The organism is Actinomycetospora sp. NBRC 106378, assembly GCF_030269685.1.
GTDB lineage: Bacteria > Actinomycetota > Actinomycetes > Mycobacteriales > Pseudonocardiaceae > Actinomycetospora.
Genome location: NZ_BSTT01000003.1, coordinates 556,058 through 580,296 on the forward strand (window position 1 = coordinate 556,058; position 24,239 = coordinate 580,296).

The window sequence follows — 24,239 nt, forward strand, 5'->3', positions numbered from 1 at the left end:
GCGTGGGGACCGTCCTTCCGCCGGCCGGTGATCACCGGACCCCGGAGGGCCCTCAGGCCCGGTGATCACGGAGCGGGCTCCCTCAGCGGCGGCGGCGCCAGAAGCTGTTGTACGGCGTGAGCTTGTCGACGAAGGTCCAGCCCGTCGCCTGCAGGTAGCCGATCACCGCGTGGTCGACGAAGTCCTCGACCAGCAGGAACGCCTCCGCGGCGCGCGAGGTCGTCGCGAGGGCACCGTCGAGGACCGGGATCTCGTAACCCTCGACGTCGATCTTGAGCACCACGACGTCGTCGGCCCGCACCTCGGGCAGCCCGGCGAGCGTGGCGTCGACCGTCGTCACGGCCACCTGCTCGTGCCGGGCGCCCGCGACGAGGTCGGCCCGCACGCCGCTGCTGCCCGGTTCCTCGGCGTCGAAGGTCAGCACGGTGTGGTCGACCGTGCCGTCGCCGCAGGCCGCGCGGACCCGGTGCACGCGATCGGCGACCCCGTTGAGCTCCACGTTGTGGGCGAGCAGGCCGTGCGACTCGTAGGCGGGTTCGAAGGCCACCACCGTCACCGCCGGGTCGTGGCGGGCGACGGTGACGGTGTAGGTGCCGAGGTCGGCCCCGATGTCGAGGAAGGTGACGGTGCGCCCGGCGGCGCGGAGGCGGTCGAGCTCGGCGAGCAGGCGGTCGACGTCGGGACGCTCGAAGGCGGGCGACGCACAGGCGGCGTCGATGGTGCCCGGGCGCACCGCGAAGCGGCCGAAGCGGGAGTCGACCTCGTCGATGTGCAGGCCCTTCAGCGGCGCCGGCCGGCGCCCCGCGAACCGCGCGACCGAGTAGGACCATTCGTAGGCCGCGAGACGCAGCCGGTGCGACCGCACGTCCGTGACCATCCCCAGGGTCTTGTCCCGGACGTAGGAGGCGACGAAACGGGCCCGGTCACGACGCCGGAAGCCGAAGGATCGGGACGGTGCCGACGAGAGCATCATGCGCCGAATGTCGCAGAGGGGAGCGGTTCACGTTAGGCCGAACGCGTGAGCAACACTCGGTCGAGTGGCGATCGTGACCCGTCGTCGGGAAAGCGGAACCGAGGGTCACGAGGACGAAACAGACATTCGGCGCACTGCATGTGACGATCGCCCGATGGCTGACGCCCCCGCAGGGACCGCGACCGCGGCCCACGAGACCAGGCTGAAACGCACGGTGGGCACCGTCCTGCTGTTCTTCTTCATCGTCGGGGACACCCTCGGCGCCGGCATCTACACGCTCGTCGGGACGATGGCCGAGGACGTCGGCGGCATGTTGTGGCTGCCTCTCGTCCTCGCGCTCGTCCTCGCGCTGCTGACCGCGGGCACCTACGCGGAGATGATCACGAAGTACCCGCACGCGGGCGGCGCCGCCCGGTACGCCGAACGGGCCTTCAAGGTCCCGTTCCTCACGTTCCTGGTCGGCTTCTTCATGCTCTCCTCGGGGATCACGACGGCGGCGCTGCTCGCGAGCGCGTTCTCCGGCGACTACCTCACCGAACTCGTCGACGTCCCCGCCGCCCCGGTGACCGTGATCTTCCTGCTCCTGCTGACCGCCATCAACCTGCGCGGGGTGAAGGAGTCGCTCTCGGCCAACGTGGTGGCCAGCGTGATCGAGGTCAGCGGCCTGGTGCTGGTGATCGTCGTGGCGGCGATCGTGTTCGGCGGCGGCGGGGGCGACGTCGCCCGCGTCCTCACGCCGTCCCCCGACCAGCCCATCCTGTACGGCGCCTTCGCCGCGTCGGTGACGGCGTTCTTCTCGTTCCTCGGCTTCGAGGCGGCCGCGAACATGGCCGAGGAGGTCAAGGAACCGAGCCGCTCGTACCCGCGGGCCCTGTTCGGCGCGATCGGCACCGCCGGCGTGATCTACCTGCTCATCGCGCTGGGCTCCGCGATCGTCGTGGACCCGCTGCGCATGGCGGAGTCCACCGGCCCGCTCCTCGAGGTGATCACCGCCTCCGGCCTCGCCATCCCGGGCTGGGTGTTCTCCCTGATCGCCCTGGTCGCGATCGCGAACGGGGCCCTGCTGTTCATGGTGATGGCCAGCCGGGCCACCTACGGGCTCGCCGAGGCGGGGCTGCTCCCGTCCGTCTTCGGCAACGTCGCCCCCTCGCTCCGCACGCCGTGGGTGGCGATCCTGGTGGTCGGCGGCGCCACCATCGGCATGAGCTTCGTCGGCGGGATCGGCACCCTCGCGGACATGACCGTGCTGCTGCTCGTGTTCGTCTTCATCTCGACGAACGTCTCGTGCCTGGTGCTCAAGGACGACCGGGTCGACCACCCGCACTTCACCATCCCCCGGGTCGTCCCGGTACTAACGATCATCGCCAGCGTCGCGCTGCTCTTCCAGCAGTCCGCGGAGATCTGGCTGCTCGCGGCCGTCTACCTCGTGGTCGGCACCGTGCTGTTCCTCATCGCCCGTGCCGGGCGCCGGCGCTTCGACCAGGGTCCGCACGAGACGTCGTTGACCTTCTGACCGACCCCGACGGCGGAAGGGCGGGTTCCCGACGGCGGGTGGCGCGGCCACCCGCCGTCGTCACGCCTGCGCGGCGGGGGCCGGTTCCCCGGTCAGCGAGCGCTCGATCTCCTCGAGGCTGCGGCCCTTCGTCTCGGGCAGCAGGCGCTGGACGAAGACGAACGCCAGGAACGTCATCACGGCGAAGAACAGGAAGTTCCAGCCGGCCCCGAAGGCGTCGAGCAGCGACGGGAAGGCGAGCGCCACGGCCATGTTGAACAGCCAGTTGAACGTGACGCAGATGCTCACCCCGGCGGCCCGCACCCGCAGCGGGAAGAGCTCGGGCAGGGCCACCCACTGCACCGGGCCCCAGGAGATCGAGAACGAGGCGATGTAGACGACGATCCCGACCAGCGTCAGCGTGAGCAGCAGCGGCCCCTGCGCGAGCCCGACGAGGTTGGTGACCGTCAGCAGGATCATCGCCGCGCACATGCCGAGCGCCCCGAACAACAGCAGCGGACGCCGACCGGCACGGTCGATGAGGTACATGCCGGGCAGCGTCATCAGCATGTTCACCGCACCGATGGCGACGTTCGCGAGGATGGCGCCGCCGGCCGCGAAGCCGACGTTCGTCAGCAGCGTCGGCGCGTAGTAGATGATCGTGTTGATCCCGACGAAGTTCTGGAAGAACACGAGCAGCATCCCGACGACGAACACCGGGCGCAGGCGGGGCCCGAGCAGCGCCCTCGGGCCGAGGTCGTCGGAGGCAGACTCGTCGCCGACCGAGGCGTGGATGTCGGCGAGCTCCGCGTCGGCCGCCGCCTCGCTCCCCCGCAGCCGGGTCAGCACCTTCCGGGCGTCCTGCTCGCCGCCGGGCTTGTTCGCCACGAGCCACCGGGGGCTCTCCGGCTGCGTGTAGATCCCGACCGCGAGCAGCACGGCGGGGACCACCCCGATGCCGATCATCCAGCGCCAGCCGTGGCTGTCGGAGAAGGCGTAGTCGGTGACGTAGGCCAGGAAGATGCCGATGGTCACGAGCAGCTGCATCAGCGACGTCAGGCGCCCGCGGATCTCCTTCGGCGCGAGCTCGGAGAGGTACATCGGGACGACGACGGAGATGATCCCGACCCCGATCCCCATGACGAAGCGGAACCCGATCAGCATCGCCGCGTTCAGCCCGAGGGCCGCGCCGAGCGTGCCGATCACGAACACCACACCGCCGGCGAAGATCAGCCGTCGTCGGCCGAGGCTGTCGGCCAGCCGGCCGGAGATCCCGGCACCGAGCATCGCCCCGACGAGCAGGCCGGACACGACCAGGCCCTGGAGCAACGGGCTCAGCGGGATGTCGTCGGGGATGTAGAGCAGCGCCCCGGAGATCACGCCGGTGTCGAAGCCCCAGAGGATGCCGCCGAGGGCGCCGAAGAACCAGATCGCGGCGGTCCGTCCGCGCTGCTGCGTCGCCATGCGAGACCCCGATCCGGTTGTGTAGCCCAACTTCCCCGGTGATGGTGCAGGCGCGTGCGTGCCGTGGCAACGCGAGGGCCGGCCGTCGTCGGGAAGGATCGGCCGCATGGCCCGCACCGACCGCGCCGCGCGGGTGGTCGCGGCTGCTCCGGACGCCGTCCACCGCGCCCTCGTCGACCCGGACGCCCTCATGGCGTGGCTGCCGCCGGACGGCATGCGGGGTCGGATCGAGCACTGGGACCTGCGGCCGGGCGGCGGGTTCCGGATGGAGCTGACCTACCTCGATCCGACCGGCGCGCCCGGCAAGTCGACCGCGGCGAGCGACGTGGTGGAGGTCGGCTTGGGCGAGCTCACCGGCGAGCGGGTGGTGTGGCGGACCGAGTTCGTCGCGGACGACCCGCGGTTCGCCGGGGTCATGACCATGACGTGGTCGCTGGCCCCGGTGCCGACGGGCACCGAGGTGGTCGTCACCGCCGTCGACGTGCCGCCCGGGATCGAGCCGGGCGTGCACGAGGCGGCGATGGCGTCGTCACTGGCGCACCTCGCCGCGGTCGTCGAGCGCTGAGAGCTCCCGGGCGACCGCTCCCCCGAGCGCGACGTTGGCCCGGTACAGCGCGAGGTTGACCTCCAGGCTGCGGCCCTCGCTCGCGCGGTGCAGATGGTCGAGCAGGTGCGGCGTCGTGTCCTTCCCGCGCACCCCGCGGGCCTGCGCGTCGGCGAGCGCGCCGTCGAGCACGGCGCGGTGGAGCTCGGCGTCGAGCTCGTCGGGCGCGGCGACCGGGTTGGCGAGCAGCACCGCCGAGCGCAGCCCGAGGGCGTCCCGGGCACGGACCACCGCGGCCACCTCCCCCGGTGTCTCCACCCGGTCGGCGATCCCGAAGCCGGAGTCGCGCACGTAGAACCCGGGGAACGTCGTCGTGCGGTAGCCCAGCACCGTGACCTGCAGCGTCTCCAGTCGCTCGAGGGTCGCCCCGACGTCGAGGATCGACTTCACCCCGGCCGACACCACGAGGATCGGGAGCCCGGCCAGCGCGACGAGGTCGGCCGACTCGTCGAACGTGTCCGACGCGCCCCGGTGCACGCCGCCGAGCCCGCCGGTGGCGAATACCCCGACCCCGGCGCGGTGCGCGAGCAGCGCGGTCGCGGAGACCGTCGTGCCACCCGACCAGCCCTGCGCCACCGCCACCGGCAGGTCCCGCGTGCCGATCTTGTGGACCTCGTCGGCCGCGCCGAGGCGCTCGATCTCCGCAGCGCCCAGCCCGACCGTCGGCCGCCCGTCGACCACACCGACGGTCGCCGGCACGACCCCCGCCGCGCGCAGCAGCGCCTCCGCGTCCCGCGCCGCGGTCACGTTCCGGGGCCGGGGCAGGCCGTGGGTGATGATCGTCGTCTCCAGGGCGACGACCGGTCTCCCGGCGACGACCGCCGCCCGGACCTCGTCGGACACGGACAGGGCCGGCGCGATCGGCATGGTCCCCAGCCTGCCCTCCGCACACGGCCTTGGACCCGTCGGGACGGCGGGTTAGGGTCGATCCATGATCGCGGCGGTGCTGCTGACGACGCGGGGTCACATCGACCTCGCCCGCGTCGCCTCCGCGCTGTGTCGCGGCTGACCTTCTCGTCGCCGCCCCCGCTCCACGCCCTGCCGCCGCGTCTCGCGGTGCCGGGCGCCCTCCTGCCACGCGCCCTGCCTGCTGCAGGGCCGTCCCCGCCTGCGAAAGGATCTCCCGTGACCACGACCGCACCCACCGGCACCACTACCTCCGATGCCCGGCTCGACGAGCTCTTCGCCCCCGTCCTGGCGCGCATCGCCGAGGGCGCGCTGCAGCGCGAGCACGACCGCTCCCTTGCGTTCGACGAGGTGGCCGCGCTGAAGGAGGTGCGCTTCGGTGCCCTGCGCGTCCCCGTCGAGGACGGCGGTCACGGCGCGTCGGTGCGCCAGCTCTTCCGGCAGCTCATCGCCCTCGCGGCGGCCGAGTCGAACCTCCCGCAGGCCCTGCGGGTGCACTGGTGGTTCGTCGAGGAGCAGCTGCTCGAGAAGCCCGGTCCCGACCGCGAGCGGTGGCTGCGGGCCGTGGCCGACGGCCGCCTCGTCGGCAACGCGATCTCCGAGCCCGGGGTCGGCGCGATCGACCGGTACCGGACGACGCTGACCCCGGACGGAGACGGCTACCGCCTGAACGGCACGAAGTACTACAGCACCGGCAGCCTCTACTCCGACCACATCATCGTCGCCGCCGACCGCGACGGGGACCGGCTCGCCGTGCTCGTGGACGCCGACGCCGAGGGCATCACCCAGCACGACGACTGGGACGGGTTCGGCCAGAGGCTCACCGCGAGCGGCACGACCGAGTTCCACGACGTGTTCGTCCCGGCCGACCGGGTGCTCGGGCCGGGCTACGGGACACCGGGCCGGACCTACGGCACGGCCTACCTGCAGCTCGTGCAGCTCGCCGTGCTCGCGGGCATCGCCCAGCGCGCCACCGACGACGTCGCCGACTGGGTCCGCCGCCGCACCCGCTCCTTCACCCACGCCGCCGCCGACCTGCCCAAGGACGACCCGCTGGTGCAGCAGGTCATCGGCCGCCTCTCCTCGGCGGCGTACGCGTCGCGGACGATCGTGCTCGACATCGCCGACCAGCTCGACCACATCCTGTCCGGGCACGACGACGACGACCTGCTCGACCGCGTCGAGTTCGACGTCGCCCGCGCCCAGGCCGCCGTGATCCCCACGGTGCTCGACGCGACGACCCAGCTGTTCGAGGTCGGCGGCGCGTCGATCACGTCGGAGTCGCTGCGCTTCGACCGCCACTGGCGCAACGCGCGCACGATCTCGACGCACAACCCGCTGATCTACAAGCTGCAGACCGTGGGCGACCACGTGCTGAACGGTTCGGAGCTGCCCTACGCCTGGAGTGCGGGGAAGCGCTGACGAGCGCCGACCGCCGTGGCCGCACGCCGCCCGCCCTCCGCGAGATACACACCAGGCAGGCCGCCGCGACCGTCGGCCTGCCCCATGTACCACTCGCGGACGGCTCGGGAGCCGCGTGCCCGGGTCGGCCGGGCCGCGCGCGGCGCGACCTACCCTGGCGCGGTGCCGATGACCGCGAAGTACGCGACCACGTGCGGGGTGTGCGCCGCGCCCGTCTCCCCCGGCGAGCAGATCGCGAAGGCCGGCCAGCGGTGGGCGCACGTGGCCTGCGCCGACGCGGGCGACCAGCCGGCGTCGTCGTCGGGAACAGCGTCGTCGGGAACAGCTCCGAAGGCGTCCCCGACGAAGAAGGCCGCGAAGCCCGCCCGGGCCGACATGCCCGCCGCCGAGGGCGCGCTCGAGGTCTGGACCGACGGCGCCTGCTCGGGCAACCCCGGGCCCGGCGGCTGGGCCTGGGCGACCAAGGACGGCCGGCAGGCGAGCGGCGGCGAGGCACCCACCACCAACCAGCGCATGGAGATCCGCGCAGCGCTCGAGGCGGTGCGCTCGCTCGAGGGCCCGCTCGTGGTGGTGAGCGACTCGACCTACGTCGTCAACTGCTTCCGCGACGGCTGGTGGAAGGGCTGGATCGCGCGCGGCTGGGTGACGAGCGCGAAGAGGCCGGTGGTCAGCCGGGACCTGTGGGAGCCGTTGATCACGCTGGTCAACGACCGGGGCGACATCTCCTTCCGCTGGGTGAAGGGCCACTCCGGGGACGAGATGAACGACCTGGTCGACCGGCTCGCCGTCGAGCAGTCCAAGGCCGTGGCCTGACCTCGCGCGTGTCCCGTGCCGGTCCGGGTCCGGTCCGCGTATAGTCGCGGATGCGGGACCATTCGTGGTGTCGCACGGTCCGGGTGACGCACCGGTTCTTCGCAGAGCGGTCCTGTTCTGCGGCGGGCTCCCGGGCAACGGGTCGAGGTCGCTCCCACCGGGTCGGCATCCTCGGGCCCTCGCTGTCTCACGACAGGCCAGCACGACGGCGTCGTGCACGGAGGAGGAGTACGTGGCTCGAGGAGGCCAGCCCACGAGGGCTCGCCGTGGCGGCGCCGGCAACGACCGACGGCGTGGTGGTCGCCGGGGTGGCGACGACGTGTTGTCGGTGCTCCAGCGCGCCGTCCGCGAGGTCAAGACCGCGCTCGGCAACGGCCGGGTGACCGAGTCGATCCGCACCAAGTTCCAGGCGGTCGCGCTGATGCTGCGCGACGAGCGTGCCCGGGTGCGGGCCGACGAGTCGCTCGGTGAGACCAAGCGGGCCGAGCAGCTCAAACGGCTCGACGACGTCGCGACGTCGCTGGCCATGAGCGCCGTCCGCGACTCGCGGCTCATGGTGCTGCTCTCCGAGGACGCCGTCGTCTCCGACGAGGCCCGTTCCCTCGAGCGGGACATGCTGCGCAAGGCCGGCATCGAGGTCGAGCCCGAGCCGGAGCCCGAGCCCGACGACGAGCCGGTGGTGCCGGTGCGCTCGGGCGTCGTCCCGCAGTCGGTGATCTCGCGCCAGCTCGCCAACCCCTTCATGGAGCCCGACTACTCGATCGCGCGGCCGACCGCCCCACGCCCGTCGCGGCTCGCGAGCTGGGAGCTCCTGGAGCCCCTGCTGCGCTCCTTCGAGCGGGCGGGCGCCGGTGCTCCGGCGTGCATGGATCTCCCCGAGCCCGAGACGCTGCACACGCGCGCCGGGCAGGACCTCATGCCGCACCAGGCCGAGGTCGTCGAGGCCGTCGCCGAGGGCCACCGCACCTTCCTGCTGGCCGACGAGCCCGGCCTGGGCAAGACCGCGCAGGCCCTCCTCGCCGCGGAGGCCGCGCAGGCGTACCCGCTGCTGGTCGTCGTGCCGAACGTCGTCAAGACCAACTGGGTCCGCGAGGCCGGACTCTGGTGCCCCCGCCGCACGGTGACCGCCGTGCACGGCAACGGCGACTCCGTCGACGGGTTCGCCGACATCGTGGTGGTCAACTACGACGTGCTCGACCGGCACGTCGGCTGGCTCGGCGACTTCGGGTTCCGCGGGATGGTCGTCGACGAGGCCCACTTCATCAAGAACAAGGGCTCGCAGCGGTCGCAGCACGTGCTGGCGCTGTCCGAGCGGATCCGGTCCTTCGCGGGCCGTCCCCTGCTCATGGCCCTGACCGGCACGCCCCTGATCAACGACATCGAGGACTTCCTCGCGATCTGGGAGTTCCTCGGCTGGATCGACGAGAAGAAGCCCCTCGGCGACCTCATGGACTCCCTGACCGACACCGGGCTCACCCCGGCGGACCGGGACTTCTACCCCGAGGCGCGCCAGGCCGTCGTCGACATGGGGATCGTGCGACGCCGCAAGGTCGACGTCGCCGCCGACATCCCCGAGCGGCGCATCGCCGACCTCCCCGTCGAGCTCGACGGCCCCACCGGACGGTCGATCCGCGCCGCGGAGCGCGACCTCGCCGCGCGGATGATGGCCCGCTACGACGAGGCCCTCGCCGCCCGCCGTGGAGAACGCGAGGTCGACGGCATCGACCGCGACCTGGTGCGCCTGGTCGCCACGTGGGAGCAGAAGGACGCCGAGAACTCCCCCAACGGCGACAACGTCTTCACGATGATGCGCCGGATCGGGCAGGCGAAGGCCGCCCTGGCCGCCGACTACGCCGCGCAGCTCGCGCGCAGCGCCGGCAAGGTCGTGTTCTTCGCCAAGCACGTCGACGTCATGGACGAGGCGCAGGCGACGTTCGACAAGCAGGGAGTGCGCTGGTCGGCGATCCGGGGCGACCAGTCCCGCACCGCACGCCAGAAGAACATCGACGCGTTCGTCAACGACCCCGAGGTCCAGGTCATCGTCTGCTCGCTGACCGCGGCGGGCGTCGGCATCAACCTGCAGGTCGCGTCGAACATCGTGCTCGCCGAGCTGCCGTGGACGGCGGCGGAGCAGACCCAGGCCATCGACCGGTGCCACCGCATCGGTCAGTCGATGCCGGTCACTGCCTGGCGCATCCTCGCCGCGCAGACCATCGACGCCCGCATCGCCGAGCTGATCGACGACAAGGCGGGGCTGGCCGCGGTCGCGCTGGACGGGTCCGACGAGGAGATCGCGTCGGCCGACGCCCAGCACGCCACGCTGGTCGCGCTGCTCACCAGCGCGCTGGAGTCCCGGACGCCCGCCCTGTCCTGACGGCGGGTCGGGCGCGCTCCGGGTCGTCTGAGCAGCGGTTCCGCCGCCGCTGGTGGCGGGCCGCGCTGCGACGGGGTGCACGCCCGCAGGACTGCGCGCGGGCTGGTGCCAGGCAGATCGCCGCACGTGGCGAACAGGGTCAGCACCGTCCGGAGGCAGCCCGAGCGCGCGCGAGCCGGTGGCCGATGCTGTGCTGAGCGCCGCGATGCGTGGGCGACGCCGTACAGCCCTCTCGGCGTCGACCGCGAGCGGGCCGTCGGCGACTCGGGCACGCCAGGTACCGGCTCAGCACCCCGCAGCCACCATCCGGCCCGGCGTTCAGCACGTCAGCCTCCCGCACCGCGGGGAGCGTTCAGCCGAGCGGGGACACCGACGAGCACGGCGTGGGCGACGCGGACAATGGTCGGACACGCGGCCCTGGGGCCAGAATGCGTCAACGACGCTGGCCTCGCCCGAATCTATGGGCCGAGAGGCAACCAGCCGAGACACGAAGGCGATGCCGCGATCAGTGGCACTATCGCGGCAACGTGCTCTTGGTCCTGCCCACCGAGACGTCAGCTGCTGGGGAGAGTGGAGCAGCGGGCGATCGACCGGGTCGGGAATAACCTGACCCGGTGTTGCGACGGCGCGCGGGGGCGGGGGCAGTCGTTGCACTGTGCCTGGCAGTGCTCGTCACGGGGCTCTACGTTGGGGGCACCTCCTCGCAGGTCACCGGCCGTTGCTCGGCTCCGACGATCATCGGCGGGATGATCCAGGGCTTCGCGGCCCGCGCTACCGTTCTCGATGGTTCCTCCCTGACCGGTCGCACCGACGCCGCCCACGCTCCTGCAGCCCGGGTCGGCCAGGAAGTGAGCGTCGAGCAACCGCTCGCCGCCACCGCCGTGAACGCGTGGGTGGTCAGTGTGCATGACGGCGAGTTCACCGCCAGCGTTGATCCACCCCCGTCGGTCGCCGTCATCTCCGACCCGCCCCGCGGAATCCTGCGTCCCGGCCAGGAAGGCCGCGTCCAGGTCAATACGATCTTCGTGAGCAAGACGCTGCTCACTCCGGTCGCAGCACTCACGTCGGTCCCCGGACGGCCCGATCTGGCTACGTTGTTGGTCGGTGGTGGTCTCGCTCCTTCTGAGCTCGAACTCCGCCGGATCGAGGCCATCGATGGCGATTACGCCATTGCCTCGTTGACCGACGACGGCACCGCCCGTGACTTGGGGTTGCCGCCTCCCCGACGCGACCGCGGGTGGTACGACGTCGTCGTACCCGACCGTCTCTGCCGTACCGCCGCCGTCTGGCCGCCGATGCTAGTCACCCCGCGCACCGCCGTCATCGACGGGAACTATTGAGCCGGAACTACGGTGGGGGGACGCCAACGCCTCCGGACGAGGCAGTTCAACCGGCTGCAGATGCCACGGAAATCGGAGTTGTCGGAATATCAGCTTGACGAGCGGCGCGAGTAGTTGTTCGGCGCGTTGTGCACAGGGTCTCGCGGTGACTCGCGGCGGGTTCGTATGGCTCAGTGGTCCGAGAGTGCGAGGAACCAGTGGCGGATCGCGGGGAGGGCGAGGATCGCAGTTCCGACGTGGTCCACACTGCCGAGGTCGATGACCGTGGCGTGCCCGCCCGCAGCGTTGATTTGTGCGCGACAGGCGTCGCTGTTTGCGAAGACCACGTCACGATCGGCCTGACCGGCGTACAGCCTCGTCGGTACGCGAGGCGCCCAGCGGCAGACTTCGCTGGCTGCGAGGGCTGCCGCGAACGATCCGCTGGGGTGCGTGATCAGCTCCTGAACACTCGGCTGGAAGAGCTGCTGGGGTGGGGGTAGCGCGGCGGCGATGTCCCCGAATCCGTGTGTCCCGTCGAACAACGCGTCGACGGTGTCGGCAAAGGGCGGGGTGAACACCTCCCCGAGGTTGGGGGCGAAGGGGTGGAGCTCGTTCCAGGCGATGAGCAGGTACGCGAGATACGCCGACGCGCGGTGGGGATCGACAGCTCGGGAGTCCAGGATGGCTGGCAGTTCCGTGGCGGCGAGGTCGTAGGGCCCGGCCATCGGGGCCAGGGCGCGCATCCGCCAGGGTCCGCCTTCCCGCTGGAGCGTCTGCCCGACGGCCATGACCGCGCTGCCTCCCTGAGAGTGTCCTGTCAGCAGGACGTCGTGGGACAGATGCACTCCAAGATGTGTGGCGGCCTGCTCGGCGGCGGGCAGGAGGTCGCGGGTCGCCGAGGCCTCCGACGGGGCGTCCATGAAGGGGTGCGGGCCGTTCGAGGCGCCGAGGCCGAGGTAGTCCGGCGCGATCACGGCGAACCCCGCGGTGGCGAAGAACGGCGGCGCCAGCAGCCCGTCGCCGGTGGGTCGGTCCGACGGCACGTTCTGCTTCTCGGTCACCGTCGAGTGCTCGTAGACCACAAGTGGTAGGGCGCCCTGCAGCCCGTGCGGAAGAGCGAGCAGGCCGCTGGCCGTCGATGGGCGCTGCTGCGGCGAGACCGTGCAGTAGAGCACTCGGTAGCCGTCGACACCCCGCTCGGCGGGAGCAGCCAGACGGGCGGAGGCGAGGGCTGTCGCCACCTGCGCCGGGCTGAGCCGGTCTGTCGGGGCCACGGACAACAGCCGCCCCCGGTCGGTCGGCCGGCAGGACTCGGTGGGCGCGGGAGGCGGCGCTGCGGTGGAGGCGCAGGCCGAAGTCAGGAGGCCCACGACGAGCGTCGTCGCCGCGGCAACGCGCATCCGACGAACGAGCCGGGGAAGAGTGGAGATCACGGCGTCGACGGTGCTCGGCGCTCCGCCGGTGGACCAGCCGGTGGACCTCCGGCCCGCCTGGGGGATGGCCCTGAGCTCGACATCAGGGTCGACCGGCTTCCCCGGGTCGTCGGGCGGGGGCAATCTCGTTCCATGACCGCCACCACATCCGCGGACGTCACGACCAACCTCGGCGTCCACGCCACCGGACCTCGGTGCCTGCGGGAGGCGGGCTACCTGTTGGTCGGGCTGCCCCTGGCGGTAGCGGCGTTCCTGGTGTCGGTGGCGGGCCTCGCCACGGGGATGGGCACACTGGTCGTCTGGCTGGGATTCCCGATCCTGGCCCTCAGCCTGCGGGCCTGCCGCGCTCTGGCTGCCCTCGAGCGGCGCGCCACCGCCGCGGCGACCGGTCGGGAGTTGCCGCCGTGCCTGTACCGGGTGGCGCTTGGACCGGGCCGCACGACCCGTCTCCTTCCTCAGCTGCGCGACCCCCAGTCGTGGCGCGACCTCCTGCACGCTGTGCTCGGCTTCCCGCTCCGCTTGGCTGCTGCCGTGATCACTCTGAGCTGGGGGCTGGGTGGATTGGGCGCCCTCCTGTCCGTGACCTGGTTCTGGGCGGTGCCCCACGGCAACAGCTATCGGGGACTGGCCGACCTCGTCGCCGGGAGCCGCTCCCCCGCCCTGGATGTGGCGATCACGACGGCCCTCGGGGCGCTGCTACTCCTGACGTTTCCGCTGGTGACCCGCGGCCTCGTCGTGGTCCGCGCTGCCATGGCCCGTGGCTTGCTCACCAATCAGACCGCTGCGCTGCGCGCCCGGACGAGCGAGCTCACGGCCGCGCGTCGCGCCGCGGTGGACGCCGAGGCCCGAACCTTGCGCCGGGTCGAGCGCGACCTGCACGACGGTCCCCAGCAGCGGCTCGTGCGCCTGGACATGGACCTCGAGGGCATCGGTCGGCGTCTGGACGACGATCCCGGGCGGGCTCGGACGCTGCTCGCCGAAGCGCTGGTCCAGAATCGGGAGGCACTGGCCGAGCTGCGCGCCCTCTCCCGTGGGATCGCGCCCCCGATCCTTGCCGACCGTGGCCTCGCGGAGGCGATCACCGCGGCCGCCGGACGGTGCCCGGTACCCGTGACACTCGACATCGACCTGCCCGACGGCGCGCCACTGTCGGCGGCCGTGGAGAACACGGCCTACTTCGTGGTCACCGAGGCGTTGACGAACGTCGCCAAGCACGCCGCTGCCACTCGGGCGAGCGTGATGGTGGGCGTCGACGGTGACCGCGTCACGGTGCAGGTCGCGGACGACGGCCGGGGAGGCGCGCATCCCGGGAAGGGCCACGGGCTGTCCGGTCTCGCCGACCGACTGACGTCGATCGAGGGGCACCTGGACGTGACGAGCCCCGTGAGCGGGCCGACCGTGCTCACGGCGGACATCCCGCTGGCGGGAGTGGGACCGTCCCGGGACCGGATGGTGCGCTGATGCGGGTGGCGCTCGCCGAGGACTCGCTGCTGCTCCGCGAGGGACTCGTCCGACTACTCGACGAGCTCGGGGCGAACGTCGTGGCCGCGGTCGGGGACGGGGCGGCGTTGGTCGACGCTGTCGACGTCCACGATCCCGACGTCGCCGTCATCGACGTCCGGATGCCACCGACGTTCACCGACGAGGGCCTCCGCGCGGCGCTCGATATCCGCGCGCGCCGCCCGGCAACCGCCGTCCTGGTCCTCTCCCAGTACGTCGAGACCTCCTACGCCACCGAGCTGCTCGGCTACGGCGGCGGGGTCGGGTACCTGCTCAAGGACCGCGTCAGTCGCCTCGCCGATCTCGCCGACGCCCTCGAACGGATCGTCGCCGGCGGCACCGTGCTCGACCCGGAGGTCGTGTCCACACTCTTCGCCCGTCGAGACCGACCCGACCGACTGTCCGCGCTCACCCCTCGCGAACGCGACGTGCTCGCAGGCATCGCTGAAGGGCGTACCAACTCCGCGGTCGCCCGCGCCCTGGCGATGAGTCGCGGGACGATCGAGAAACACATCTCGTCGATCTTCGCCAAGCTCGGCCTGCAGGGTCCGTCCGACGACGATCACCGTCGCGTTCTCGCTGTCCTGGCCTGGCTCGGCGTGCACCCCTGAGCGCCGTTCTCCTCGCCCAGGCGCGCTGGTCGAACCGGACTTTCCCGCGGCGACGGACGGATGGCCGGCCCACCGGTCAAGGGAACTGGCGAACGCACGGCGGTGGGCCGACCTTGGTGCGGGACGGGCGGTCGAGATGATCCTGACTTTGGAGGATGACGACGGGTCGGCACGGGACGTTCCGGGCGGGCGACGACGGCGGCGGCGGCGGCGGAATGAGACTCGAGGACGTCAGGTCAGCCACGCTCCTCCTCGCGCAGATCGCCGAGCGCCTCTCCCGGGTCGCCCGGGGCGCCCCCCTGTCAGCACCTGACCCGAGCCACACCGAAAGGAACAGCTCATGCACGTCCTCGTCTCGGTCGACATGGAAGGCACTGCGGGCGTCGTGTCGCCCGATGACATCCGTCCGGGTCACCCCGAGTTCGAACGCAGCCGCGGCTACACGACCGACGAGGCCAACGCGGCAGTCCGCGGTGTCCTGAGCGCTCATCCCGATGCGACGGTGCTGGTCGCCGACGCCCACGCCGACTTCCGCACCCTGATACCGGATCGCCTGGACCGCCGCGCGATGCTGGTGCGGGGCGCACCCCGGCGGCACGCCATGATCTCGGGGATCCAGAGCGGCACCGATGCCGTGTGTTTCGTCGGTTACCACGGTCGGGCCGGAACGGCGACATCGGTACTGGCGCACACGATCAGCGGAGGGGTCATCGCCTCGGTCCGATGCAACGGCCGAGAACTGGGCGAATTCGGCCTCAACGCGGCGCTGGCCGGCAGGTTCCGCGCGAGAACCGTCCTGGCGACCGGCGATGACACGCTCGCCCGTGAAGCTGCTGATCTCGTGCCCGGCATCACGACGGTCGAGGTCAAGCTGGCACTCGGCAACCGCGCCGCAATCGGACTGCATCCGACCGAGGCGTGCGCACGCATCGAACAGGGCGCCCGAGACGCGCTGCTCCACCCGCCGGAACAGATATTCACCATCGACGGCCCGGTCGATCTCGAAGTGGAGATGCACCGACCCGTGATGGCCGAGCTCGCCTGCCTCGTCCCCGAGGTCCGCCTGCTCGCCCCCACCATCGTCGGCCGCTGCGTGCCCGACATCGACGTCGCGCTCGACCTCATCGAGGTCTTCGTAGCGCTGGCCAGGAGCATCTGACCTCGAGGCGATCTCGGCCTCGGCCCACCTCGTGCTCGTCGCGAGGCGGTTGGGCTACGAGCGCCCCCTTCGGTCTGCACGGGCCCTTGGCCGATTCCGGGGTCTCCCCCGCCGCCGTCGCATGCGCGCTGACCTGCTGCTTCGTGCTTCCACGTCCAGCTCCGCGGAGCGTGTCACGGGGGCTTGATACTGCCTCGATACTGCCTCGATCTTGACCTACGGGATCGGGTCTGGCGGGAGGTAGGCGTACCAGACCCCGAACCACGTGTGGCCGCTCTGCGAGTCCAGGTAGATCGCGCCGTGTCGAAAGCCGACCTCCCGGTCGGCTCCTCGCGATGTCATTGGCTCGAACGTGGTCGGGGACTCATCGGAGAGCGGGAGACCCAGAGGGCCGGCTGGCCCGCCCTCGGCTCGGTAGCGCTCCAGTACCGGCCCTCGGAGCGTATGGCTCACGGTGGGGTCGAACCCGTCCGCGAACGTCTCGACGTCTTCGCCGACGGTCGCCGCCACCAGCGCCACGACGCCCGCGACGACGGCGATGGCGAAGGTGCTGATGACTGCCGCGCGACAGAGCCTCACCCCCACCAGTCTCGTCCCTGGATGGGCAACCCCCGATACCTCGCGCTTCGCAGCCTGCCCGCCCTCCGTGGTCGCCTATCCGGCCTCTCGCCGTGCACGGTGGTGCTCGGGACGTCCTCGCCACCAGACGCGGGCACCCTGCACCACGGCCATCGCTCCGACTCCTGCGCTGCCGGCCCCTGCGCCCGCGGCCAGGAGTCCGATGTCCATCAGCCCTCGCACGCCTCCTCGCGCCGGGTCTGCCGTAGCCACCGGCTCGCGTGCCCTGCCGGCGCCGCACCTGTCGAGTTGAGCGGGGACGGGACGGGACGAGTCGCGTCGAGGACGTCCTGAAGGGCCTCGGTTGCCGAGGCCATCCGCGCATCGACCTCGAACCGCACGCGGCGGGCTTCGTCGGTCGACTGCAGGAGCCGCCCCCGGTCGGCCACGAGTCCCCGCAGCACGAGGGTGGCCGGCTCGAGGTCGACGACGTCCACCGCCGTCCCGAACACCGGGGCGAGGTCCGCGGCGAGGCGAGCCGTGGCGTCCCACGCCGGCTCCCCGGCGGACGAACAGGTAGGCCACCGCGACCCCGTGCGCGTCGAACACCTCGTCGAGCGCCCGGGGCGGGCGGCTTCCATGCCGGTCGTCGTGCCGGTCGTGGTGCCGGAGGCGGGCCGCGTCACTCCACCTCGAGGTCGGACGGCGGCTCGACCTCCCGGTGCAGGATCTTACCGGTCGGCCCCTTCGGCAGCGCGTCGACGACCCAGACGTGGCGGGGGTACTTGTAGGCCGCGAGCTGCTCCTTCGCGAACGCCTTGACCTCCTCGACGTCGATGTCGGCCCCGCCCCGCACGGAGATCGCGGCGCCGACCTCCTCGCCGAGCCGGGAGTGCTTCAGCCCCACCACCGCGACCTCGGCGACCGACGGGTACTGGTAGAGCACCTCCTCGATCTCCCGCGGGTAGACGTTGTAGCCCCCGCGGATGATCAGCTGTTTCTTGCGGTCGACGATGAAGAAGTAGCCGTCCTCGTCGACCTTCGCGAGGTCGCCCGAGCGGAACCAGCCGTCGGGGATCGACTCGGCGGTGGCCTCGTCACGGCCGAAGTACCCCGCCATCACGCCCTCGCCGCGGATCGCGATCTCGCCGACCTCGCCGACCGGCACGTCGTTCCCGTCGTCGTCGACGAGCCGCAGCTCCATGCCGGGCACGGGCCGACCGATCGAGCCGGCCTTGCGCTCCTCGTCGGGCTGGTTGAAGGAGGCGACCGGCGAGGTCTCGGACAGGCCGTAGCCCTCCAGGATCGTGGCGTCGAACTTCTTCTCGAACGAGTGCAACAGCTCGACCGGCAGCGCGGCGCCCCCGGAGATGCAGGTGCGCAGGCTACTCGTGTCGGCCTGCGCGTCGGTGTCGAGCAGGGCGCCGTACATCGTCGGCACGCCCTCGAAGACCGTGACGCGCTGCTCCTCGATGATCTCGAGGACCGCCGCGGGGTCGAAACGCGGGATGAGCGCGAGCGACGCCCCCGAGACGACGGAGGCGTTGAGCCCGCAGGTCAGGCCGAAGACGTGGAAGAGCGGCAGGCAGCCCATGATCACGTCGTCGGGGGTGGTGCGGATGAGGGCCTCGACCGTGGTGCGGCAGTTCGAGTCGAGGTTCTGGTGGGTCAGCATCGCGCCCTTGGGCTGCCCCGTGGTGCCCGAGGTGTAGAGGATGACGGCGAGGTCGGAGTCCGAGCGCTCGACCGGGTCGACGACCGGCTCGCCGTCCAGCTGCCCGTCGGCCGGCCCGGCCGCGGGGAGCTCGAGTACCGCCAGGCCCGCGGCCTCCGCCGCGCCGCGGGCGGCCTGGGCGACCTCGTCGAGCGCGATGACGACGCTCGCCCCGGAGTCCTCGAGGTAGTAGCTGATCTCGCGCTGGGTGAGCAGCGGGTTCATGGGCACGACGGCGGCACCCGCGATCAGGGCCCCGTAGAACCCGACGGGGAACGCGGGGACGTTGGACGAGACGAGCCCGATCCGGTCCCCCGGCGCCACGCCGAGCTCGTGCAGCGCGCCCGCGACCGCGCGGGCGGAGTCGAGGAACGACGCGTAGTCGATCGTCGTCCCTCCGGCGCGGAGCGCGATCCCGTCCGGGGACCTGTCCGCCGTGTCGACCAGGTTCTGAGCGAGGTTCACCGTCGTACCCCCAACTGTTCGCGAACCGTGATCGAACCACGGATCGCCGCTGATCAGCCCGCGACGGTCCCGTCGAGGTAGGACCACCGACCGTTCTCGCGGACGAACCGGCTGCGCTCGTGCTGCACGCCGTCGCGGTGGTGGGCGCGGAACTCGACGGTCCCGTCGGAGTCGAACGGGCCGCCGCCGACCCGGTCGACGATCTCGAGGCCCCGCCACCGGGTCTGCGGGTCGAGATCGAGCGACGCCGGCCGGGTCGACGGGTGCCAGGTCCGCAGCAGGTGCTCGACGTCGTGGTCCACGAACGCCGTGTAGCGCGAGCGCATCAGCGCCTCGGCGGTGGGCGGCGCGGCGCCGTCGGGGCCGAGGTAGCGCCCGCAGCACGCGTCGAAGGTCTCGGCGGAGGCGCAGGGGCACCGGCGGGCGGACACGGGCGCCGAGGATAGGCGCCCGTGACCCGTGCCCTCAGGCGGTGCTGGCGATGTTGAGGATGGTGACGGTGCCGTCGAGCAGGTTGGTCACGTAGGCCTGCCGCCCCTCGGGGCCGACCGCCACGCTCGTCGGGCCGCGGCCGGTCGGGACGGTCGCGGTGATCTGCATCGTCGTGGTGTCGAGGACCTGGATGGAGTTGGCGTCGACCGGCGCGATGTAGGCGTGCTTGTTGTCGGCGGCGAGCGTGATGTCCTGCGGGTGGTCCTGGGTGGGGATGGTGGCGACGACCTTCCCGGTGTCGGTGTCGGTCACCGACAGCGTGTTGTCGTCGTAGTTGGCGTTGAGCAGCAGCGGCGTGTTCGGCATCCGCACGATGGAGTGCGGGCTCTTCCCGACGGGCGTCGTGCTCAGGATCGTGTCCGTCGCGGTGTCGATGGTGGTGATGAGGTTCGACTCGTGGTTGGCCGCGTAGAGCCGGGTGCCGTCGGGCGAGAGGTCGACCCAGTGCGGGTTCGGCGCGACGACGATGGTGTTGACGACGGCGTCGGTCGCGGCGTCGATGACCGTGATCGAGCTGGAGTCGTGGTTGGGCACGTACACCTTCGAGCCGTCGGGGGCGACGTGCAGCGCGAAGGGCCGCTTGCCGGTGGGTACCCGGGCGACCACGGCCGCCGTGCGGGTGTCGATGACCGCCACCTCGCTGACCGAGTAGTCCTGGTTGGTGACGCTGACGTAGGCCCGACCGCTGTCCGGGGAGAAGGCGACGAACTGCGGTCCGCCCTCGGGGACGGGGATGGTGCCGGTGACGACGTTCCGGGTGGTGTCGAAGACCGTCACCATCCCGGCCTGCCGGTTCGCGATGTAGGCGAACTTCCCGTTCGGTGCGATCTCCATGTAGCCGGGGGTGGGGCCCACCGGCACCGTCTGGGCCACGGTCGGGGTCGCCACGGAGTTCGCGACGACGGGGCGGACCGGTGCCGTCGCGGCACCCTGCTGCCCTGCCGCGAAACCGCCGTCGACGGATCCGGTGCCCCGCCCCAGGACGATCCCGACGGTCAGGGCGACGGCCACGACCACCAGCGCCGCGGCGGCGCCGAGCAGCACGGCCCGGCGCCGGCCCCGCGGTGCCGGGGCGGCGGCCACCGGCGGCTCGACGGGCCGGTCCGGCGGCGGGACGGGGGCCGACGACGGCGGAGACTGCGCGGACCGGGGAGGCCCGGGAGGCCGGGGTGGCGACGCCGGCGAGCCCGCCCCCGATCTCGGGACGGTGGTGGTCGGTGCCTCGGCGGTGGCCACGGCGGTGGTGGGCGCGTCGAGGGCGCCCCCGGCGGAGGGGGGCGCGGAGACGGGCTCGGCGACCCGGGCGGCCGGCTCGGCCGTCGCGACGCCGCCGGCGACCGAGCCGGCCGGTGCCGCGGCGGCGGCCACGGGTGCGCCACCCGTCGTGGTGCCGGCGACCGGGACCGGCGCGGACGGTGACCCCTCGATGGCCGCCCGCGCGGCGCGGGCCAGCTCACCGGCACCGGCGAAGCGCTCGGCCGGGTCCTTGGCCATCCCGCGCACGACGACGTCGTCCAGCGCGGCGTCGATCCCGCCCGTGACGTCGCTCGGACGACGCGGGCTGAGGTAGACGTGGGCGTACATCTGCGACGGCAGGTCGGAACCGGGGAACGGCTTGGCGGCGGTGAGGCACTCGAAGAGCACGCACGCGAGTGCGTAGACGTCGGTGCGGGCGTCGACCTCGCGGTTCTCGAACCGCTCGGGCGCCATGTAGTCGAGCGTGCCCAGCGTCGCCCCGGACACGGTCGCCCACGAGCGGGTGTGTCCCGCGGCGTGGGCGAGCCCGAAGTCGACGACGTAGGCGAAGTCGCTGGGGGTCACCAGGATGTTGGACGGCTTGATGTCGCGGTGCACGAGCCCCTCGGCGTGCGCCGCGTCGAGGGCCTCGGCCACCTGTGCGACGAGCGCGACCGCCCGCTCGGGCCCGAGCGGGCCGTCCTCGTCGATGACCTGGGCCAGCGGCTTGCCGTCGACCAGGCGCATGTCGATGAACAGCCGGCCGTCGATCTCGCCGTAGTCGTGGATGGGGACGACGTGCGGCTCGCGCAGCTTGGCGACCGCGTAGGACTCCTGCCGGAACCGCCGCTGGAAGATCGGGTCGCGGCTGGTCGACTCGGGCAGCAGTTTGAGCGCCACGTCCCGGTTGCGGCGGGTGTCGAAGGCGCGGTGCACCTGCCCCATGCCCCCGGCGCCGATGAGCTCGCCGATCTCGTACTGCCCGAACTGGTCCATGTCGTGCCGTCCCTTCCTAGTCCAGCACCAGGTGTCCGCGGTCGACCCGGACCGGGCGGGCCGCGAGCGGGCCGCGGGCCGGGCCCCGGGTGACCGCGCCGTCGAGGTCGAAGCGACTGCCGTGGCAGGGGCAGACGATCGACGCGTCGGTGACCTCGTTGACGAGGCACCCGTCGTGCGGGCAGACCGCCGAGAAGCCGCGGAGCTCACCCGCCGTCGTGCGGGTCACGACGACGGCGAGGCGCCCGTAGACGACTCCCCCACCCGGTGGGACGGCGTCCGCGGGTCCGAGCACGGTGCCCGGGCCCCCGGCCACCGCCTCGGCGACGGGCTGTCCGGGGGCGAAGCCGTCCGGCCCGGGGGCCTGCGCGGGTGGCGCGGGTCGGGCACCGCCGCACGCGGCGGTGAGCGAGGCCAGCGCGCCGCCGACCAGGACCGCCCGGCGGTCGGGCCGGGTGCACCGTTCGGACGCCATCGGTGTCCTCCGCTACAGCCGGACCGGGTCGGCCATGCCCACGACGACCGTGCGGTCGCCCTCGTAGGCGTCGCGGCCGTGCGCGGTGCGGATGTTGTCGAGGACCAGCAGGTCCCCGGCCTGCCACGGCTCGCGCAGGGTGTGTGCCGTGTAGGCCTCGTTGATCACGTCGACGACGTCCTGCCCGATCGGCTCGCCGTCACCGAAGCGCGTGGTGAAGGGCAGCCCGTCGGGCCCGTGCAGCTCGACGAGGTACTCCCGGACGTCGGGGTCCAGGGCCCACTCGCTGAGGAAGGCCACCTGGTTGAACCAGCAGGGGCGCCCGTCGACCGGGTGGCGGACCACGGCCCGCCGCCGCTGCCGGGTGCGCAGCCCGCCGTCGGGGTCCCAGCTGAACTCGATGCCCTGGGACCGGCAGTACTGCTCGACGGCGGCCCGGTCGCCGGTGCCGAACGCCTCGGCCCAGGACGCGCCGACGTCGTCGTTGTAGTGCCGGACCAGCAACCAGCCCTCGCGCTCGAAGCGGGCGACGAGGGCGGGCGGCAGGGCCGCGAGCACGGCGGCGCCGTCGCCGACCGGTGTCGCCCCGCCGCGTGCGGGCGGGACGAGGCAGGCGAAGAACAGGAACGCGGGCGGGTCGGGCACGTAGCTCAGCTCGTGGTGCAGGCACATCTGCTGCGTGGCGGGCCAGGGGGTGGCCGACTGCAGCCCGTCGACGAGCCGGGTGCGCGGCGCGAACGGCTCGCGCTCGGGCCGCAGACCGCCCGACGTGAGCCGCTGCATCACCGCGGCGGTGAGCGCCGGGTCGCGCAGCCCGAGACCGCGCACCAGTACCGACCCGTGCCGGGCCAGGATCTGGCGCACCTCGGTGCGGTGGTGGGTGGTCCACCCGACGGGGTCGGCGGCCCCGTCGGCGCGCAGGATCGGTGGTCGGCCCGCCTGCAGGTCGAGCGGGGCGGCGGGGGGCCCGAGGGTCGCGGACATGGTCACTCCTCCGACGGCGGGGGTGGGACGGCGGCGCCCGCGTCGGGCAGCCGGTGCGGGCGGGAGAGGTGGCCGGCGGTGCCGTAGTGCTCCTCGCGCCACGCCGGGGCGTAGACGGTGTCGAGGTAGCGCTCGCCCTGGTCGGGCGCGAGGGTCACCGCGGGCGTGTCGGGTCGGGCGTGCCGGGCGAGCCAGCCGGCGGCACCGGCGACGACGGTGCCGGTCGAGCCCCCGAACAGGAAGCCGCGCATCGCGAGGCGCTGGCACATCCGCAGCGTCTCGGTCTCGGGGACCATCACCACGTCGTCGACGAGCGAGCGGTCCAGGGCCGGCGGCGTCATCCCCATGCCGAGGCCGGGGATGTGGCGGGGCGCGGCCGGCCCGCCGAAGCTGACCGACCCCTCGACGTCGATCGCGACCACGCGCACGTCGGGCCGGTACTGCTTGAACCACCGGGCGTTGCCCATGAGCGTGCCGGTGGTCCCGGCCCCGACGAAGAGCACCTCGAGGGCGGGGAAGGCACGGGCGATCGCCGGGGCGGTGGTCGCGTAGTGCGCCCCCGCGTTGGCGGGGTTCTCGTACTGGTTGAGCCAGACGGTGTCGGGGTTGCGGTCGCAGAGTTCGCGCAGGTGCTCGAGCCGGGCCCCGAGCAGACCGGTCTCCGGGTGCGGGGTGGAGATCACGTGCACCTCCGCGCCGTAGGTCTCCATCAACCGGCGGGTCTGCGGATTGCACCGGTCGTCGGTGACGCAGATGAATCGGTAGCCCCGATTCGCGCTGACCATGGCGAGCGCGACCCCGAGATTGCCCGACGACGACTCGACGATGATCGACCACGGATTCAGTTGTCCCGCGATCTCGGCGGCCTCCACCATCGCGGCGGCCGCCTTGAGCTTGACCGACCCGGCGAAGTTCATTCCCTCGACCTTGCAGAACAGCGCCTGGTCGACGATCGGGCGCAGGTCGACGAACAGATCGTGGGTGTTGAACTGCTGCGGCGCCGAGACGATGTTCGGCGACCCGACGGTCGGTCCCGGCGGGCGCGGACCGGCTGGCCGGCGACCGTCGCGCACCGGCGGCGGGGCGGGACGGGGACCGGGCGCGTCCGGCGTGACCAGCGCCGCCTTCCCGCCCGCGACGTAGGAGACCTGCACGGTCGTCCCCGGGGCGACGGCGACGGTCTGCGCGTCGAGACCGTGCAGCTGGATGCGCACGGTCGTACCGGAGTCGTCGTTCGAATCACTCATCG

Annotated in this window: 22 protein-coding genes; 10 read left to right on the forward strand and 12 right to left on the reverse strand. The window is 72.4% G+C overall.

Annotation, left to right across the window (positions count from 1 at the left end):
* Window positions 1–82: 82 nt before the first annotated feature.
* Window positions 83–973, reverse strand: coding sequence for an FkbM family methyltransferase (locus QSK00_RS11130; protein WP_285590482.1), 891 nt, complete (start codon window positions 971–973; stop codon window positions 83–85).
* A 154-nt stretch (window positions 974–1,127) separates the two neighbouring features.
* Between QSK00_RS11130 and QSK00_RS11135 the strand changes: the two genes are divergently transcribed.
* Entirely contained in the window at window positions 1,128–2,486 is a 1,359-nt protein-coding gene (locus QSK00_RS11135) for an APC family permease (RefSeq protein ID WP_285590486.1), read from the forward strand.
* 60 nt (window positions 2,487–2,546) lie between these two features.
* Here the strand turns inward: QSK00_RS11135 and QSK00_RS11140 are convergent, their stop codons facing one another.
* Window positions 2,547–3,929, reverse strand: coding sequence for a sugar porter family MFS transporter (locus QSK00_RS11140; RefSeq protein WP_285590487.1), 1,383 nt, complete (start codon window positions 3,927–3,929; stop codon window positions 2,547–2,549).
* 106 nt (window positions 3,930–4,035) lie between these two features.
* Between QSK00_RS11140 and QSK00_RS11145 the strand changes: the two genes are divergently transcribed.
* On the forward strand, window positions 4,036–4,494 hold the full coding sequence (locus tag QSK00_RS11145) for an SRPBCC domain-containing protein (RefSeq protein ID WP_285590488.1): 459 nt from the start codon (window positions 4,036–4,038) through the stop codon (window positions 4,492–4,494).
* Here the strand turns inward: QSK00_RS11145 and QSK00_RS11150 are convergent.
* Window positions 4,459–5,400 carry a pseudouridine-5'-phosphate glycosidase gene (locus QSK00_RS11150; RefSeq protein WP_285590502.1) on the reverse strand — a complete coding sequence of 314 codons (942 nt, stop codon included), beginning with the start codon at window positions 5,398–5,400 and terminating at the stop codon, window positions 4,459–4,461. The two genes, QSK00_RS11145 and QSK00_RS11150, sit on opposite strands and share 36 nt — an antisense overlap.
* A 64-nt stretch (window positions 5,401–5,464) precedes the next feature.
* Here QSK00_RS11150 and QSK00_RS30410 point away from each other — a divergent pair, with 64 nt between their 5' ends.
* The 5 genes from QSK00_RS30410 to QSK00_RS11170 all read left to right on the forward strand — a co-directional run bounded on the left by QSK00_RS30410 (window position 5,465) and on the right by QSK00_RS11170 (window position 11,388).
* Window positions 5,465–5,542 (forward strand): putative leader peptide, encoded by a 78-nt coding sequence (locus tag QSK00_RS30410; protein WP_352231126.1) that lies wholly within the window; start codon window positions 5,465–5,467, stop codon window positions 5,540–5,542.
* A gap of 116 nt (window positions 5,543–5,658) precedes the next feature.
* Window positions 5,659–6,861, forward strand: a complete 1,203-nt coding sequence (locus tag QSK00_RS11155; RefSeq protein WP_285590504.1) for an acyl-CoA dehydrogenase family protein — start codon at window positions 5,659–5,661, stop codon at window positions 6,859–6,861.
* A 168-nt stretch (window positions 6,862–7,029) separates the two neighbouring features.
* Window positions 7,030–7,674, forward strand: coding sequence for a ribonuclease H family protein (locus QSK00_RS11160; RefSeq protein ID WP_285590649.1), 645 nt, complete (start codon window positions 7,030–7,032; stop codon window positions 7,672–7,674).
* A gap of 319 nt (window positions 7,675–7,993) precedes the next feature.
* Window positions 7,994–10,048 carry a DEAD/DEAH box helicase gene (locus QSK00_RS11165; RefSeq protein WP_285590505.1) on the forward strand — a complete coding sequence of 685 codons (2,055 nt, stop codon included), beginning with the start codon at window positions 7,994–7,996 and terminating at the stop codon, window positions 10,046–10,048.
* Between the two features lie 665 nt (window positions 10,049–10,713).
* Entirely contained in the window at window positions 10,714–11,388 is a 675-nt protein-coding gene (locus tag QSK00_RS11170; protein ID WP_285590506.1) for a hypothetical protein, read from the forward strand.
* Between the two features lie 170 nt (window positions 11,389–11,558).
* Here QSK00_RS11170 and QSK00_RS11175 read toward each other — a convergent pair whose 3' ends face one another.
* On the reverse strand, window positions 11,559–12,800 hold the full coding sequence (locus QSK00_RS11175; RefSeq protein ID WP_285590507.1) for an alpha/beta hydrolase family protein: 1,242 nt from the start codon (window positions 12,798–12,800) through the stop codon (window positions 11,559–11,561).
* 132 nt (window positions 12,801–12,932) lie between these two features.
* Between QSK00_RS11175 and QSK00_RS11180 the strand changes: the two genes are divergently transcribed.
* From QSK00_RS11180 to QSK00_RS11190, 3 genes are all read left to right on the forward strand, one after another.
* Window positions 12,933–14,261, forward strand: coding sequence for a sensor histidine kinase (locus QSK00_RS11180; RefSeq protein ID WP_285590508.1), 1,329 nt, complete (start codon window positions 12,933–12,935; stop codon window positions 14,259–14,261).
* Window positions 14,261–14,911: a response regulator transcription factor gene (locus QSK00_RS11185; protein WP_285590509.1), complete on the forward strand. Its 651-nt coding sequence runs from the start codon at window positions 14,261–14,263 to the stop codon at window positions 14,909–14,911. Before QSK00_RS11180 ends, QSK00_RS11185 begins: the two co-directional genes overlap by 1 nt.
* A gap of 340 nt (window positions 14,912–15,251) precedes the next feature.
* On the forward strand, window positions 15,252–16,070 hold the full coding sequence (locus tag QSK00_RS11190; protein WP_285590510.1) for a M55 family metallopeptidase: 819 nt from the start codon (window positions 15,252–15,254) through the stop codon (window positions 16,068–16,070).
* 216 nt (window positions 16,071–16,286) lie between these two features.
* Here QSK00_RS11190 and QSK00_RS11195 read toward each other — a convergent pair whose 3' ends face one another.
* The 8 genes from QSK00_RS11195 to sbnA form a co-directional block, all read right to left on the reverse strand.
* Window positions 16,287–16,649 carry an LGFP repeat-containing protein gene (locus QSK00_RS11195; protein WP_285590512.1) on the reverse strand — a complete coding sequence of 121 codons (363 nt, stop codon included), beginning with the start codon at window positions 16,647–16,649 and terminating at the stop codon, window positions 16,287–16,289.
* 209 nt (window positions 16,650–16,858) lie between these two features.
* Window positions 16,859–17,269: a hypothetical protein gene (locus QSK00_RS11200; protein WP_285590514.1), complete on the reverse strand. Its 411-nt coding sequence runs from the start codon at window positions 17,267–17,269 to the stop codon at window positions 16,859–16,861.
* Between the two features lie 41 nt (window positions 17,270–17,310).
* The gene (locus QSK00_RS11205) at window positions 17,311–18,807 is read right to left on the reverse strand and encodes a long-chain-fatty-acid--CoA ligase (protein WP_285590515.1); all 1,497 of its coding nucleotides are present in this window, start codon (window positions 18,805–18,807) and stop codon (window positions 17,311–17,313) included.
* A 53-nt stretch (window positions 18,808–18,860) separates the two neighbouring features.
* Complete coding sequence (locus tag QSK00_RS11210; RefSeq protein ID WP_285590516.1) at window positions 18,861–19,238, reverse strand: YchJ family protein; 378 nt, start codon at window positions 19,236–19,238, stop codon at window positions 18,861–18,863.
* 34 nt (window positions 19,239–19,272) lie between these two features.
* Window positions 19,273–21,531 (reverse strand): serine/threonine-protein kinase, encoded by a 2,259-nt coding sequence (locus QSK00_RS11215; protein WP_285590517.1) that lies wholly within the window; start codon window positions 21,529–21,531, stop codon window positions 19,273–19,275.
* Window positions 21,532–21,547: 16 nt separating this feature from the next.
* Complete coding sequence (locus QSK00_RS11220) at window positions 21,548–22,006, reverse strand: QcrA and Rieske domain-containing protein (RefSeq protein ID WP_285590519.1); 459 nt, start codon at window positions 22,004–22,006, stop codon at window positions 21,548–21,550.
* Window positions 22,007–22,018: 12 nt separating this feature from the next.
* Window positions 22,019–22,990 (reverse strand): TauD/TfdA family dioxygenase, encoded by a 972-nt coding sequence (locus QSK00_RS11225; RefSeq protein WP_285590521.1) that lies wholly within the window; start codon window positions 22,988–22,990, stop codon window positions 22,019–22,021.
* A 2-nt stretch (window positions 22,991–22,992) separates the two neighbouring features.
* On the reverse strand, window positions 22,993–24,237 hold the full coding sequence (gene sbnA / locus QSK00_RS11230; RefSeq protein WP_352231122.1) for a 2,3-diaminopropionate biosynthesis protein SbnA: 1,245 nt from the start codon (window positions 24,235–24,237) through the stop codon (window positions 22,993–22,995).
* Window positions 24,238–24,239: the final 2 nt, after the last annotated feature.